Source organism: Streptomyces sp. NPDC007856, from assembly GCF_042868225.1.
Taxonomy (GTDB): domain Bacteria; phylum Actinomycetota; class Actinomycetes; order Streptomycetales; family Streptomycetaceae; genus Streptomyces.
In genome coordinates this window covers 98,598-113,309 of record NZ_JBIAEC010000009.1, presented here as the reverse complement: position 1 = coordinate 113,309, position 14,712 = coordinate 98,598, and the positions used below count along the sequence as shown (strand labels likewise).

Here is a 14,712-nt window from a genome sequence, read left to right as displayed (position 1 = left end):
GGTGGCCATCGAGGACAATCCGATCTCGCGGGTGCGGTACGGGGAGGAACTCAGGCGACGGAGGGAGGCGGCGGGTCTCACGCAGGAGGAGCTGGGCCAACGTGTCGCGATGTCCCGCACACACATCGCCCATATCGAGGCGGGGCGGCGGAGGCCGGATGTGGAGGACGCGCGGCGGCTGGACCGGGAGCTGGGCACGGACGGGTTCTTCGAGCGGTTCCTGCCGGCGCTGGACGGCAGGAAGGTGGCGGAGCACTTCGCAGAGGCCGCAGAGCTGGAGAGTCAGGCCGTGGCCATCAAGCAGTACGCGGGTGTGCTGGTGCCTGGTTCCCTCCAGACGCCGGATTACGCCCGCGAGGTGCTCAGTTCCGGTCACCCGGCGAAGAGCGATGTGAAGCGTGACAGTCTGCTCGTCACCCGCCTTGAACGTGCCCGCATCCTGGACAACTTCGACTCGCCCAGGCTGACGGTCCTGCTCGGCGAGGCGGTCCTGCGCCAGATGATCGGCGGGGCTCAGGTGATGTGCGAGCAGTTGCGGCGCATTCTGGAGTTGGGCGAGAGCCGCCGCATCCGCGTACACGTGCTCCCCTTCACGGCGGGCGCCCATGCCCTCCTTGAGGGCCCGGTCAAGCTCATGTGGTTGGAGGAGCTGCCCCCCGTGGCATACGTGGAAGGCCTGAAGTCGGGGCGTATCTGGGAAGTCCAGGAAACGGTACGTGAGCTGGAGGACGTCTACGATCACGCGCTGGGCGACGCATTGTCGCACCGTAAGTCCCTAGCGTTGATCGGGTCAGTCGCGGAGGATTACGAGCATGAGACGCAGCGAGAGCACGAACCCGATAACTGCCTGGCGTAAGTCAACGTACAGCGGTGAAAGCGGCGGTGACTGCCTCGAAGTAGACGACACCAGCGCCCCCACCCATGTCCCCGTCCGTGACAGCAAGAACCCCACCGGCCCCGCCGTCGTCTTCTCGGCACCCGCCTGGTCGGCGTTCCTCGGTGCCCTGAAGACGAACGGCTAGCGCGTCACGGCCAGCGCAGCCACCGCCGCCCCCACCGTGCACGCCGCCAGTACCGCGCCGGTCCCCATCAACCGGCGGACCGGCACCCGGACGCCGTACGCATGGCACCGCTCGTACCAGAGCAGCGTGGCCAGGGACGCCCATGGTGTGATCACCGGTCCGGCGTTCGTGCCGACGAGCAGAGCCAGCAGTTGGTCGTGGTTTCCGACAGGAACCGCCGCCTCCCCGGCCAGATAGACCGGCAGGTTGTTGAGGGCGTTGGACAGGCCGCCGCCGACCGCCGCCGCGCGGAACAGGCCGAGCGTGCCGCCGTCGGTGCCGACCGCCGAGGCCAGCAGATGGTGCAGCCCGTGCGCGTCGAACGTCTCGACCACCAGGAACATGCCCGGCACCATCACCAGCAGCCGCCATGGTACGAGCGTCAGCCTGAGTGCGGACCGCTGCCGTACCCCGAACGCGACCACGGCGACCAGCGCCGCCGTGCCGGACGCCATCCACAGCGGCACGTCGGCCACCAGGATGGCCAGCAGAAAGCCGGCGCAGGCGAGTGCGCAGGCCCGGAACAGCACCGGGTCGGCGGGGCGGTGCACAGCGGGCGGAACATAGCGGTCGGCGGTGTCCGCCCGTACGTCCGCCGCTCGTGCCGCACCCGGGCCCGACACCGCCATGTCCGGCATCAATCCGGACCCGTCCACCACCGGCCCCCCACGCCGCCCCCGCCGCCAGAAGAACAGCCACAAACAAGCCATCGTCACGGCCAGCGCAGCGAGTTGCGGTGCCCACATCCGGCCCGCCAGGCCCAGCGGGGACAGCGCGACCCGGTTGGCGGCCAGCAGGTTCGTCAGGTTGGACACCGGTAGGAGCAGGCTCGCCGTGTTGGCGAGCCATACCGTCGTCATCGCCAGCGGCACCGGCGCGATGCCCACCCGGGAGGCGAGCGCCAGCATCACCGGAGTCAGCAGGACGGCCGTCGTATCGAGGTTGAGGGCGATCGTCGTGACCGACGCGAACAGCACGCACAGCAGGAACAACAGCGGATGGCTGCCCCTCCCCGCCCGCGCCACCCGTGCCGCGATCACGTCGAACACCTCGGCCCTGCTGGTCAGTTCGGCCAGCACGATGACCGTGCCGAGGAAGGCCAGCAGCGGGGCGATGCGGGTCATCGCGTCGGACGCGGAACCCGTCGGAAGCAGTCCCGTGGCCACGCACAGCAGTCCGGTCGCCAGCAGACCGATCGCCACCCGGTCGAGGACATGCAGACGCAGCAATAAGGCACGCACGGTTGGAAGGGTCGCACGTTTGTGCGGCGCTGTGACCAGGGCGCTGTCGAACGCCTGGAAACGACCGGTGTTCGCCTCTCTTTTCACGGCATCATTCAATACATGGTGGCTCGACAGAACACCCCGGGGGACACCGGGCCATTGGACTTCTTCATCAGCTACTCACCCGCCGACGAACGCTGGGCGTCCTGGATCGCCTGGATGCTGGAGGAGGCCGGGTACCGGACGGTCCTGCAGGCCTGGGACTTCGTGCCGGGCACGAACTTCGTCGACTTCATGGACCGGGGCGTGAGCGAGTCCGCCGCCGTCATCGCCGTACTGTCCAGGAACTACGAGCGGTCGCGGTACGGGCGGATGGAGTGGCAGGCCGCCCTGCGCGCCGACCCGGACGCGCCGGAGCGGCGGCTGATCACCGTGCGGGTCGAGGACATCCCGGTGGAGGGGCTGCTCGCCACCATCACGTATGTGGACCTGGTGCCGGTCACCGATCCGGCGGCGGCCCGGGAGCTCCTGCTCGCGCGGGTCCGGCAGGCCCTTGACGGGCGGGCCCGGCCCAGCCTGGCGCCCGGTTACCCGGGGGGTGCGAACGGCCGTCCCGTGGCCGCCGCCCCGGCGGCGCCGAGTCCCGGGCGGCCGCTGGGCGGCCCCGGGTGGGCGGGGCGCCGTAGACCCGCAGCGCCGCCGTCGTACCCGCGGGTGTCGGGAGCGGTCCGCGAGCAGGACGCGGTCACCGTGCTCCAGCTGGCCGGGCCCGCCTTCGGCCGGGGGCAGGATCCCGCCGAGCTGCAGGCGGCCATCTGGGGCGATCTGGTCGAGCTGGCGGACTCCGGCGCGCCCTCGCCCGATCTGCTGGTCGTGACCGGGGATCTCACCGCCTCCGGCAGCCGGCGCGAGTTCGAGCAGGCCCTCGCCTTTCTCACCGGGCTGCGGGCGCTGCTCGGGCTGGAACCGCACCGGGTCGCCCTCGTCCCCGGCGGCCAGGACGTCAACCAGGCCGCCTGCCAGGCCTACTTCAGCACGTGCGAGGCCGACGAGATGCCGCCCCGGCCGCCGTACTGGCCCAAGTGGCGGCATTTCGCCCGGCTGTTCCAGGAGCTGTATCAGGGGCTCGACGTCGTCTTCGACAGCGACCAGCCGTGGACCCTCTTTCCCGTGCCGGAGCTGCACACCGTGGTCGCGGGGCTCAACTCCTCCATGGCGTACAGCCATCGGCGCGACGACCAGTACGGCATGGTCGGGCGAGAGCAGGCCGCCTGGTTCGCGCAGGCGCTGCGGCCCCATGAGACCGAGGGGTGGCTGAGGATCGGGGTGGTGCGGCACTCGCCGGGTGCCGCCCGCGTGACCGCCCCCGGCGTGCGGCGTGCCGGTACGGCCGCCCTGGACGGTGCCGGTCCGCTGCGGGACACCGATGTGCTGACCCGGCTGACCGGGCCGCGGCTGCATCTGCTCCTGCACGGTCCCGCCGAGCCCGGCGCGTCGCTGCCCGACCTGGCCACCGCCTCCGGCGAGGTGCCGGTGATCGGCGCAGGGCGGCCCGGTGCGCACCAGCTGGTGCGGGTCGGCCGGGAGGGGCTGGCCGTCTGGCAGGGGCCGGGGGAGCCGCGGCGGCGGGCGGTCCAGTGGCGGCGGGCCGACCGGGCCTTCGGCGTTCAGGCAGCGCCCGCCGACGACCGCGACGGCACTCCCGTGCCCGCCGCCGAGCCCGAGCCGCGCGCCGTGCAGACCCCCGCCGAGATACTGCTCGCCCGGGTCGCCGAGGTCTGCCGCACCCGGCACGAGGGCGCCCAGATCCGCCCGGTGGACGGGCCGGTGCCGCAACTGCTCGTCACCTGGAGCCAGTCGGGCTTCGTGCGGCAGCAGCGGGTGGCGGTCCACACCGGCACCCCGACCGCGCAGGACGTCGACCGGTTCGTGGCGCTCGTGCACGCCGCCGACGCCGAGGCGGAGGCCGAACTCGTGCACGACGGGCCGCCGCCCGCCCGGGAGCTGCGCGACGCGGCCCGCCGGCGGGGCGTGCGGGTGCGCAGCTTCACCGAGTTCCAGGGGCTGCTGGACCTGCGCGGCTATGTCGCCGGGCAGAGCGAGCGGCTGCGCACCGATCCCCGCTATCCCCCGGGCATGTATCTGCCGCAGCGGTACCGGGAGGTGGAGCGCCTCGACGCCGAGGACCGCGACGGGCTGGTCGACGAGATGCTGCGGCTGCTCGACTCGGACCAGGGGCGCTTCCTGCTGCTCCTCGGCGACTTCGGGCACGGCAAGACCTTCGCGCTGCGCGAGCTGGCCCGCCGGATCCCCGGCGAACTGCCGCACCTCGTGCCGCTGTTGATCGAGCTGAACGCCCTGGACCGGGCCTATTCGTTCGAGGGTCTCGTCGCCGCGCACCTCGCCGCCCACGGTGTCGACAACATCGATCTGCGGGCCTTCCGCTACATGCTCCAGCAGGGGCGGATCGTGCTGCTCTTCGACGGCTTCGACGAACTCGTGAACCAGGTGACGTACGACCGCGCCGCCGAGCGGCTGCAGGTGCTGCTGGACTCCGCCGTGGACAGCGCCAAGATCGTGGTGTCCAGCCGTACCCAGCACTTCCGCTCCCAGGGCCAGGTGCTCACCGCGCTCGGCGAACGCGTCGGGCTGCTCCCGCACCGCCGGGTGCTGGCCGTCCAGGAGTTCAGCCCGCGGCAGATCCGCGCCTACCTGGTCAACCGCTACGACGGTGACGACCGCGCCGCCGACCACCGGATCCGGCTGCTGGACGCCATCCCCGACCTGCTCGCCCTGTGCCGCAACCCACGGTTGCTCGGTTTCGTCGCCGACCTGGACGACGACCGGCTGCGCGCGGTCGCCGGCGCCGGGCGCGCCCTCAGCCCCGCCGGGCTGTACGAGGAGGTCCTCACCGCCTGGCTGGGCTTCGAGGCGCAGCGCGGCAGCGGCAGCCCCGGCCGGGCGCCCGGGCTCAGCCTGGACCAGCTGTGGGACGCGGTCACCGCGCTCGCCCTGCGGCTGTGGGAGAGCGGCCAGGACTCGCTGCGGCTCGACGAGCTGACCGATGTCGCCGAGACCCTGACCGGGCTCGCGGACGCCCGGCTGTCGGTGCCGCAGACCGCCCACGCCATCGGCTCCGGCAGCCTGCTGGTGCGCAGCGACGACGGTGTGTTCCGGTTCATCCACGGCTCGGTGGTGGAATGGCTGGTCGCCCGGGAGTGCGCCCGCAGGATCACCGACGGCGACAGCGGTCTGCTCGGCCGGCGCCAACTCAGCCAGCTCGCCGTGGAGTTCCTGTGCGACCTCGCCGACCACCGGATCTGCCAGGCGTGGGCCGAGCGGGAGCTGTCCGGGACTTCCTCGGACACCGCGGCGGACGCCGCCCGCGCCAACGCCGTGAAGATCCTCAGCCGGCTCCGCGTGCCCGCCCACACCGATCTGCGCGGCGCCGCCCTGGCCGGGGAGGACCTGTCCCACCGCGACTTCTCCGGCGTGGACCTCACCCGCGCCGACCTCACCGACGCGCGGCTGGTCGGCGCCAACCTCTCCGGCGCCGTGCTGCGCGGCGCCCGCCTGGTCGGCGCCCGGCTCGACGGCGCCGATCTGACCGGCGCCGACCTGCGCGGCGCCGACCTCAGGAGGGCCCGGCTGATCGGCACCGACCTGACCGGTGCCCGGGTCGAGGGCGGCCGGTGGCGGCGGGCGGCGCTGATCGCGGCGACCACCGGCCCCCTGGACCGCAGCCCCGAGCTGGCCACCGCGGCGATCGCGCCCGGCATGGCCGTCGACTCCGGCTTCCGGCCCTCCGCGGTCGGTGTGCCGTACGGCTTCGACATGCGCACCAGCCGGCTGCCCGAACCCATCTCTTACAGCCCCGACGGCGAACTGCTCGCCGTCGGCAGCGAGGACGGCGGCGTCCTGGTCTGCGAGGCCGCCACCGGCATCCCGCTGCGCACCCTGCAGGGCCACACCGGCCGGGTCTACGCCGTCAAGTTCCGCGGCCGCGTCCTGGCCACCGGCAGCTCCGACGGCACCGTACGCCTGTGGGACCCGGTCTCCGGCCGCTGCCCGCACCGGCTGGAGATCCACGCCGACGGCGTCTGGCCGGTCGTCCTCGACGCCGAGGGCGCCCTGCTGGCCACCGGCGACGCCGACGGCGTGGTCACCGTCTGGGACACCGCCTCGGGCACCCCGCTGCACCGGCTGCCCGGCCACTGCGCGCCCGTCTACACCGTGGCGTTCGGGCCGGGTGACAGCATCCTGGTCACCGGGGACGCCTCCGGCGCCGTACGCCTGTGGGACCTGCGGAGCGGGCGGCGGACCGGCGAACTGCCCGGCCACCGCGGCGCGGTGTACCGGGCGCGGTTCAGCCCGGACGGCACCCTGCTGGCCACCACCGACCAGGGCGACGACCGGGACGGCGGCACGGTCCGGGTGTGGGACCTCGCCACCGGCACCCCGCGGCACGAGTTCACCGGGCACTCCGGCCGGGTCTACACCCTGGACTTCCACCCCGGCGGCGCCCTGCTGGTCACCGGGGACACCGAAGGGGAGGTACGGCTGTGGGACCTGGCCGGCGGGCGCTGTGCCGGGCTGCTCGGTGGCTGCCGCGGGGCCGTGTACCAGGTGCTGTTCGACCCCGACGGGGGGCTGCTCGCCGCCGGGGACAGCGCCGGGGTGGTCCGGGTGTGGGGGGTCGACCCGGAGGCCGACCCGGTCGCGGCGCCGCTGCACCGGCAGCCCGCCGAGCACCGCGGCTCGGTGTGGGTGTGCAAGTTCCGTCCGCACGGCGACACACCCGTCCAGGGCCCCGGCGCGCTGCTGGTGACCGGCGGCAACGACGGTGTCGTACGGCTGTGGGAGCCGGCCACCGGCCAGGGCCGGCGCATCCTGCGCGGCCACGGGCGGCGCGTCGGCACGCTGTCCTTCAGCGCCGACGGCTCGATGCTGGCGGCGGGCGGCAACGACGGCGTGGTCCGCGTGTGGGACGCCACCTCCGGCCGCCGGCTGCGGGAACTCACCGGCCAGAGCGACCGCCTGGTGTCGGCGGCGTTCGGCCCGGCCGGGCCCCTGCTGGCCACCGCGAGCAGTGACGGCGACCTCTATCTGTGGAACGCGGCCACCGGCGAGTACCAGCGCGAACTGGACGTCGAGACCGACCATGTGTGGGCGGAGGCGTTCAGCGCCGACGGCGAACTCCTGGCCACGGCCAACGACGACGACACGGTCCGACTGTGGTACCGCGCCACCGGGGCGCATGTCGCCACCATCACCGAGCACTACGGCCGGGTCCGCGCGATCGCCTTCCGGTCCGACGGCACGGCCCTGGCCACCGGCTGCGACGACCGCAAGGTGCGGATCTGGGACATGGACGGCCGCCGCATCACCGCCGAACTCGCCGGCCACGACGACCGGGTGTACGCCGTGGCCTTCGCGCCCGACGGCTCCTGGCTGGCCAGCGCCTCCTGGGACGGTACGGCGGTGATCTGGCGGAACGGCGAGATCGGCCACCGTCTCACCGGCCACACCGGCAAGCTCTGGACGGCGGTGGTGCATCCGTCGAGGCTGCTGCTGGCGACGGCGGGCGACGACCGGACCGTCCGCCTGTGGAACCCGGACACCGGCCGGGAGACGGCTCGGCTGAGGGGCCACACCGGCCGGATCCTCGCCGTGGCCTTCAGCCCCGACGGCTCGCTGCTGGCCAGTGGCGGCGAGGACGGCACCGTACGGCTGTGGAACGTGCCCGCCGACGGCCCGGCCACCCTGCGGGTCACCCTGGTCGGCATGCCCGGCGGCTGGGCGGCGCTGTCCGCGTCCGGCGGCTACAAGTACGAGGGAGACGTCACCGGCGAGTTCTGGCACGCGGTCGGCATGTGCCGCTTCGAACCGGGCGAGCTGGACGGTCATCTGCCGGGCATGTGGCAGGTGCCGCTGGACGACCCGCTGGAGTAGGGGAGGGGGAGGAGGGGTCTTTTTGAACGCGTTCAACTCTGGGCGTACGCTCCTCCCATGAGCGACAGAGCCGCCTTGCTCAAGGGCATTCGCGTCTGGCTGGTCTCCTTCGTGGTGTGCCTCGTCCTCAGCGGGGCCACCGCCTTCCCCCTGGTGCACGAACTGCGCTGGACCGAGAGCGCGTTGCGTGCCCTGTCCGTGCCGGACCGACTGCCCGGGCTGATGGCCTGGATCTCCCGGGTGCGGGACGGGCTCGACACCGCCGACGCCGACTACCCGTTCCTGCTCTACGGCACCGACTGGCTGGCCTTCGCCCACCTGGTCATCGCCGTCGCCTTCTACGGGCCGTACCGCGACCCCGTCCGCAACATCTGGGTCGTCGAGTTCGCGATGATCGCCTGCGCCGGGATCGTCCCGCTCGCCCTGGTGTGCGGACCGATCCGCGGCATCCCCTTCTGGTGGTCGCTGATCGACATGTCCTTCGGGGTGTTCGGGGCCGTCCCGCTGTACGTCGTACGGCGGAAGATCAAGCGGCTGGAGGCGCTCACGGCTGCTTGAGGGCCGCCAGCACGATCCGCTGGGCCACCGGGTTCGTCTCCTCTCCCTTGGCGTCGGTCGAGTTCACCGAGTACACGAGGGTGCGGCTCAGGTCCCGGGTCGCGGCGATCGCGGTGCTGTAGCCGTAGCGGGCACCGGACTTGACCCAGTACACCCTGCCCTCGTACACGAACCGCTGCAGCCCGGCGGCGTAGCTCGCCTCGCCCTCCTTGACCTTCGGTACCGTGAACATCTCCCGCAGCTGCGGCTCGGGCACGATCCGGCCTCGGAACAGTGCCGTGACCAGCCGCTCCAGGTCCGCGGTCGTGGAGATCATGTCGCCGGCGGCCCAGCGGTCGGCCTGGTTCCACTCCGTGACGTCCACGAACTCCACGGTCCCGTCGGCGCGGGTCACCTTCTGGTAGCCGTGGTTGTGCGGGCCGTGGATGCACGGGTCGGTCCCCGGGAAGTACGTGCGATGCATGCCGGCAGGGCGCAGGACCAGCCGGGTGGCCTCTTCGGCGTACGAGTCCCCCGTCACCTTCTCGATCAGCATGCCGAGGACCGTGTAGTTGATGTTCAGGTAGTCCTGGCGGTCGCCCGGGTCGAACTCCGGGCCCTTCGCCACCGCCGAGGCCACCACCTGGGCGGGGGTGAGGGTGTCGAAGCGGTGCGCGTACTGGTCCTGGAAGTCGTCGCCCCAGCCGTCGCCCGCCTGGATGCCGCTGGTGTGGTTGAGCAACTGCCGTACGGAGACGGGCTTGAAGGCCGGGGTGAGCAGTCCGGGGAGGTAGTGCTGGACCGGGGTGTCCAGGTCGCCCCGGCCTTCGGCCGCCAGGCGCAGCACGGTTGCCGTCGTCACCACCTTGGTGGTCGAACCGGCCCGGAAGACGGCGTCCGGGTCCGCCGCCCGGCCGCTCGCCAGGTCGTGCACGCCCGCACTGCCCCGCCAGCCGCCGTCGCTGCCGCCGACCCGGACCAGCGCCGCGGTGGCGTCCGCATCGGGCAGCCCGGCGAGCGCGGCGCGCAGCGCGTCGGCGTCCAGGCCCGCCGACGCGGCCCTCCCGGCCACCGGGGCGGGCGCGGCGGAGGCGGGTACGGCGAACGCGGGTGCGGCCAGCGGGCCGGCGCCCAGGGCGACGACGAGACCGGCGGCCAGGAGGGTCGAGCGGCTGGCGTGGCGCATGCGGGGCTCCTTGAGGACTTCGAGTTGCGGTGGTGAAGAGACGTGATCATCCTCTGGCGCCGCGCCCTCGCCCGGATCGTCGCCGAGGAGGGTGCCCGACCCTTGTGTCACCCCTGGCAAATCCCCTCGGCGGTGGTGGGTTGTACGGGATCGCCCCTACGGGAGAGGCGGGCGGATCGCCGTCGGGCAAAAAACTGTTATCGCCGCCCTCTCCGTCCCGTCTCCGCGTACGCCACCGTTTCCTCACGCACGGAGCCACCCCACATGCCCACCCCCACCCACAAGCGCGCCAACAAGCACCGCCTCAGCCGCCGGGGCCTGTTCACTCTCGGCGGCGGGCTCGCGGCGGCCGGAGCCCTCGGCGGTGGGATCGCCGCGTTCTCCGGCGCCGAGGCCGACGCGGCCCAGACCGCGCCGGCGAAGCAGGGGGCGTTCGCCCACCCCGGCATGCTGCACAACGCCGGCGACCTGCACCGTGCCAAGGTCCGCGTCGCCGCGGGCCGGGACCCCTGGCTGGCCGGCCGGCAGCGGCTCACCGCCAATCCGCACGCGCAGAGCACCTGGCAGGCCCGCCCGCAGGCCACCGGCTACCGCGGAACGGGTTCCGGGCAGGACTACCGCATCCTCTACAACGACGGCCACGCCGCCCACCAGAACGCCCGGCGTTGGCGGATCGGCGGCACCAGGGCCAACGGCGACACCGCGGTCGCCGTCCTCAACGCCTGGCCGGACTGGCAGATCTCGCCGCCCCTGAGCGTGTTCCCGACGACCTGGGCCGCGGTCGAGAAGGACCTCACGACCGGTCCCGCCCAGGGCGCCATCCGCTACGGCCTGGTCCGCGACACCGGCGAGGACTCCGCGCCCGTCCCGCAGTACCTCACCCGAGCCACCCCGGCCGACGCGTCGACGGTGCCTCAGCGCTCACGGGTGTAGCGCTCCTGCGCGGCCATCCCGACGCTGGGCGGCGAGTCGGGGTGCGGGCGCGCTGAGGGAGGGGCCGGTCGACGTGCGCTGAGCGAGAGCCAGCCAGCACGGCATCCTCCAAGCCATGGGGATCGCCGGTTCCTAACGGCTGCCCGTGCCGCCGATGCCGCCGCCGTTGCGCAGGGCGTGCAGGACGTCGACCCGGTTCGTTGTGATCGAGTCGACGCCCAGGTCCAGCAGGCGGCTCATCGAACGGCGGGTGTCCGGGGTCCAGACGGACAGCAGATAGCCGTCGTGGTGGACCCGCGCCGCCAGCTCCCGGCTCACCAGGGCGAAGCGGTAGTTGAGCCAGCGCGGGCGGACCACGTCCAGCAGCGCGGGCCGGGGCGGGGCGAGGCTCGTCCAGGTCAGCGCGATCTCGGCGGCCGGGTCGGCGGCGCGGACGGCGAGCATCGCCTCCGCGCCCGCGCAGTAGTAGACGCGGTCCTGGGCCCCGCTCTGCCGGACCACGTCCATGACCCGGTCCACCATCCGCCGCTCGACCCGCCCGCACAGGTCCACCATCACCCGGCAGTCGCCGGTCGCGGCCAGCGTCTCCGCCAGCGTCGGCACACCGCCCGCCGTGAGCCCGCGCACCTGCTCCGCGGACAGCGCGCCGAGCGGCCGGCCGAGTTCCCACAGCCGCTCCAGCGTCTCGTCGTGCAGCAGCACGGGGACGCCGTCGCGGGTGAGCCGTACGTCGATCTCGACCGCGTCCGCGCCCCGGTCGAGCGCGGAACGCAGCGAGTCGATGGTGTTCTCACGGACACGGTAGGGGTCGCCGCGATGGGCCACGGCGGTCACGGTCTGCATGACCCCCATTGTGGGGGCGCCCCCTTGTGGGCCGTGTCAGGAGGCGAGCCAGGTACTGGTGTACGTGTCGATCTCCGCCGCGATCCGGGCCTTGCCGGCGGCGTCCAGGAACGACGCCTCCACGGCGTTCTTCGCGAGGTCGGCGAGGCCCCGCTCGTCCAGGTCGAGCAGTCGGGCGGCCACCGCGTACTCTTTGTTGAGGTCGGTGCCGAACATCGGCGGGTCGTCGGAGTTGATCGTCACCAGCACCCCGGCCCGGGTGAATTCCTTGATCGGGTGCTCGTCCAGGGTGCGAACCGCGCGGGTGGCGATGTTCGAGGTCGGGCAGACCTCCAGCGGGATGCGCCGCTCGGCGAGATGGGCGAGCAGCTTCGGGTCCTGCGCGGAGCTGGTGCCGTGCCCGATGCGTTCGGCGCGCAGTTCGTTGAGCGCGTCCCACACGGTGTCCGGGCCCGTCGTCTCGCCGGCGTGCGGGACCGAGTGCAGACCGGCGGCTATGGCCCGGTCGAAGTACGGCTTGAACTGCGGCCGGGGCACGCCGATCTCGGGCCCGCCGAGCCCGAACGACACCAGTCCCTCCGGCCGGATCCGGTCGTCGGTGGCCAGCCGTGCCGTCTCCTCGGCGGACTCCAGCCCCGCCTCGCCGGGAATGTCGAAGCACCAGCGCAGTACGGTCCCGAACTCGGCCTCGGCCGACTTGCGGGCGTCCTCGATCGCCGCCATGAAGCCCAGCTCGTCGATGCCGCGCCGGGTGGAGGAGAAGGGGGTGACGGTCAGCTCGGCGTAGCGCACCTGCTGCCTCGCCAGGTCGCGGGCGACCTCGTAGGTCAGCAGCCGGATGTCCTCGGGGGTGCGGATGAGATCGACGACCGACAGATATACGTCGATGAAGTGCGCGAAGTCGGTGAAGGTGAAGTAGTCGGCGAGGGCCTCGGGGTCCGTCGGCACCTTGGAGTCGGGGTGCCGGGCGGCCAGTTCCGAGACGATGCGCGGGGAGGCGGAGCCGACGTGGTGCACGTGCAGTTCGGCCTTGGGCAGTCCGGCGATGAAGGTCCGCAGATCGCGGTCGGCCGTGCCGACGGCGGGTACGGAACTGTCGGTCATGGGGTCCTCCCCGAGCAGGGCGTCGGCGGCCCGGTGCGGGCGCGGCGCGGGTGATCGGCTGATCGTGGTACGGACGACATCGTAGGCGTGCGGCGAGTGCGGACCGCTCAGCGGCGGGCCGGTGCCGGCGCCGGGTGTGGTCCGAGGGGTGGGGGCGTGGGGCGATCGGCGCGGGGGCGCCCGGTCGGCGGGTCGGTCACGTGGCGGAGGCGCTGTCTGTGGATGTCTGTGGATGTGCCTGCCGGGGTCCGGCGTCGGGGCTCTGGTGACCTTGGTGGGGCCGGGCCGCGAGGGCGGGGCGGTGCGGCCGGTGCCGGCGCCGGGTGTGGTCCGAGGGGTGGGGGCGTGGGGCGATCGGCGCGGGGGCGCCCGGTCGGCGGGTCGGTCACGTGGCGGAGGTGCTGTCTGTGGATGTCTGTGGATGTGCCTGCCGGGGTCCGGCGTCGGGGCTCTGGTGACCTTGGTGGGGCCGGGCCGCGAGGGCGGGGCGGCGAGGCCTTAGCATGGCGGCACGAACGATCGAGGGGGACATGCCAGTGAGCGACGGAGCGCAGCCGAGTGGCGTCCCGGGGGGCGACCACAACCCGTGGGCGCCGCCCGAGCACCGCACTTCGCTGGAGAAGCAGCAGCCGGAGCCGCAGGATCAGCCTCCCGTGCAGCCGCCGTCCATGCACGACCAGGCGACCATGACCTCCCTGCAGAGCGACGCCTTCGCCCCGCCCGCGGCTGCCCCCGGCTTCACCGCGCCCGCGGCTCCTCCCGGTTTCCCACCGCCGGCCGCCTCCGGATTCGGTGTGTCTGGTACGGCTCCGCTGGGCGGCGAGGCGGTACCGCCCCCGCCGATCGCGCCCTCGGGACCCGGCATACCCGTACCGCCCGCTTCCGGTGGCTACGGCTACCCCGGCTACCCCGCGGGCTACGGCTGGCCCGGCATGCCGATGGCCCCGCAGAACGGCATGGGCACCGCGGCGATGGTGCTCGGCATCCTCTCCCTGTGCCTGTTCTGCATGTACGGCGTCGTCTCGGTGGTACTTGGCATCCTCGCGGTGGTCTTCGGTATCAAGGGCCGCCGGCGGGCCGATCGCGGCGAGGCCACCAATCACGGTCAGGCCCAGGCAGGTCTGATCATGGGCATCATCGGCATCGTGCTCGGCATCGTCGTGATCGTCCTGCTCGCGATCGGCATCACCGCCGCCATCCATGACACGCACTCCGGCCCCTACGACGACAACTCCGCCCGCGGCGTCTCGGTGACGGTGGCCGCCGACCGGTGAGTCCGCCGGGCCGTGGCCTTGCGGCACCCGTCGGCCGGAACCCGCCCCCTCCTCCCGTGTGCGCCATTAGGATGCCTTGATCGTCAACGGAGGGGAAACCGCTTCATGTCCAACATCAACCCAGAAGCCGGTGGTTTCGGACAGCCGGCTCCGCAGCAGCCGCCGGGGCCCGGCTACGGCTACCCCCAGTCGGGGCCGCCGTCCTACCCGGCCCCGCCGCCTGCGGCGTATCCGCAGGCCCCCGGCTATGGGATGCCGATGCAGCCGAGCAACGGCATGGGCACCGCGGGACTGGTGCTGGGCATCATCGGCGTGGTCTGCAGCCTCACCATCGCCATGGAGATCCTCGGGATGATCCTGGGCATCCTGGCCATCATCTTCGGTGCCATCGGCCGGGGTAAGGCCAATCGGGGCGAGGCCACCAACAGGGGCGCGGCGACCGCCGGTCTCGTCTGCGGCATCATCGCCACCGTGCTGCTGCCGCTGCTGGTCTTCCTGTTCTTCGCCAGCATGTTCAGCGCCGGCACGTGACACCGCCCGGCCCTGGCGCCGCGACGGACAGGGGCCGACCACGGGGGGCCGCCCGTCAGGGCAGGCCC

The 14,712-nt window shown here is 73.0% G+C and carries 10 protein-coding genes and 1 pseudogene; 7 read left to right on the top strand and 4 right to left on the bottom strand.

Annotated elements, in window-relative coordinates; translation table 11 throughout:
• The first annotated feature begins 1 nt into the window (after position 1).
• Both ACFYOH_RS22100 and ACFYOH_RS22095 read left to right on the top strand, forming a co-directional pair.
• Positions 2-856 carry a Scr1 family TA system antitoxin-like transcriptional regulator gene (locus ACFYOH_RS22100; RefSeq protein ID WP_388627933.1) on the top strand — a complete coding sequence of 285 codons (855 nt, stop codon included), beginning with the start codon at positions 2-4 and terminating at the stop codon, positions 854-856.
• Positions 813-1,022, top strand: a complete 210-nt coding sequence (locus tag ACFYOH_RS22095; RefSeq protein ID WP_388627930.1) for a DUF397 domain-containing protein — start codon at positions 813-815, stop codon at positions 1,020-1,022. Before ACFYOH_RS22100 ends, ACFYOH_RS22095 begins: the two co-directional genes overlap by 44 nt.
• Here the strand turns inward: ACFYOH_RS22095 and ACFYOH_RS22090 are convergent.
• Positions 1,019-2,302, bottom strand: a complete 1,284-nt coding sequence (locus ACFYOH_RS22090; protein WP_388627927.1) for an SLC13 family permease — start codon at positions 2,300-2,302, stop codon at positions 1,019-1,021. The genes ACFYOH_RS22095 and ACFYOH_RS22090 overlap by 4 nt on opposite strands.
• Positions 2,303-2,404: 102 nt before the next feature.
• Here ACFYOH_RS22090 and ACFYOH_RS22085 point away from each other — a divergent pair, with 102 nt between their 5' ends.
• The gene (locus tag ACFYOH_RS22085; RefSeq protein ID WP_388627924.1) at positions 2,405-8,236 is read left to right on the top strand and encodes a TIR domain-containing protein; all 5,832 of its coding nucleotides are present in this window, start codon (positions 2,405-2,407) and stop codon (positions 8,234-8,236) included.
• 57 nt (positions 8,237-8,293) lie between these two features.
• Positions 8,294-8,794 (top strand): hypothetical protein, encoded by a 501-nt coding sequence (locus ACFYOH_RS22080; protein ID WP_388627922.1) that lies wholly within the window; start codon positions 8,294-8,296, stop codon positions 8,792-8,794.
• On the opposite strand, the gene ACFYOH_RS22075 is transcribed toward ACFYOH_RS22080, so the two are convergent.
• Positions 8,781-9,959: a serine hydrolase domain-containing protein gene (locus tag ACFYOH_RS22075; RefSeq protein ID WP_388627919.1), complete on the bottom strand. Its 1,179-nt coding sequence runs from the start codon at positions 9,957-9,959 to the stop codon at positions 8,781-8,783. The two genes, ACFYOH_RS22080 and ACFYOH_RS22075, sit on opposite strands and share 14 nt — an antisense overlap.
• 264 nt (positions 9,960-10,223) lie before the next feature.
• On the opposite strand from ACFYOH_RS22075, the pseudogene ACFYOH_RS22070 reads away from it, so the two are divergent.
• Positions 10,224-10,685: pseudogene (locus ACFYOH_RS22070) on the top strand (cell wall anchor protein); the annotation flags it as partial.
• Positions 10,686-11,024: 339 nt separating this feature from the next.
• On the opposite strand, the gene ACFYOH_RS22065 reads toward ACFYOH_RS22070, so the two are convergent.
• Positions 11,025-11,735 carry a glycerophosphodiester phosphodiesterase gene (locus ACFYOH_RS22065; protein WP_388627917.1) on the bottom strand — a complete coding sequence of 237 codons (711 nt, stop codon included), beginning with the start codon at positions 11,733-11,735 and terminating at the stop codon, positions 11,025-11,027.
• A 36-nt stretch (positions 11,736-11,771) separates the two neighbouring features.
• On the bottom strand, positions 11,772-12,839 hold the full coding sequence (locus ACFYOH_RS22060) for an adenosine deaminase (RefSeq protein ID WP_388627914.1): 1,068 nt from the start codon (positions 12,837-12,839) through the stop codon (positions 11,772-11,774).
• Between the two features lie 536 nt (positions 12,840-13,375).
• On the opposite strand from ACFYOH_RS22060, the gene ACFYOH_RS22055 reads away from it, so the two are divergent.
• Together ACFYOH_RS22055 and ACFYOH_RS22050 are read left to right on the top strand one after the other, a co-directional pair.
• Positions 13,376-14,113: a DUF4190 domain-containing protein gene (locus ACFYOH_RS22055; RefSeq protein WP_388627911.1), complete on the top strand. Its 738-nt coding sequence runs from the start codon at positions 13,376-13,378 to the stop codon at positions 14,111-14,113.
• Between the two features lie 105 nt (positions 14,114-14,218).
• Complete coding sequence (locus ACFYOH_RS22050) at positions 14,219-14,644, top strand: DUF4190 domain-containing protein (protein WP_388627908.1); 426 nt, start codon at positions 14,219-14,221, stop codon at positions 14,642-14,644.
• Positions 14,645-14,712 lie beyond the last annotated feature (68 nt).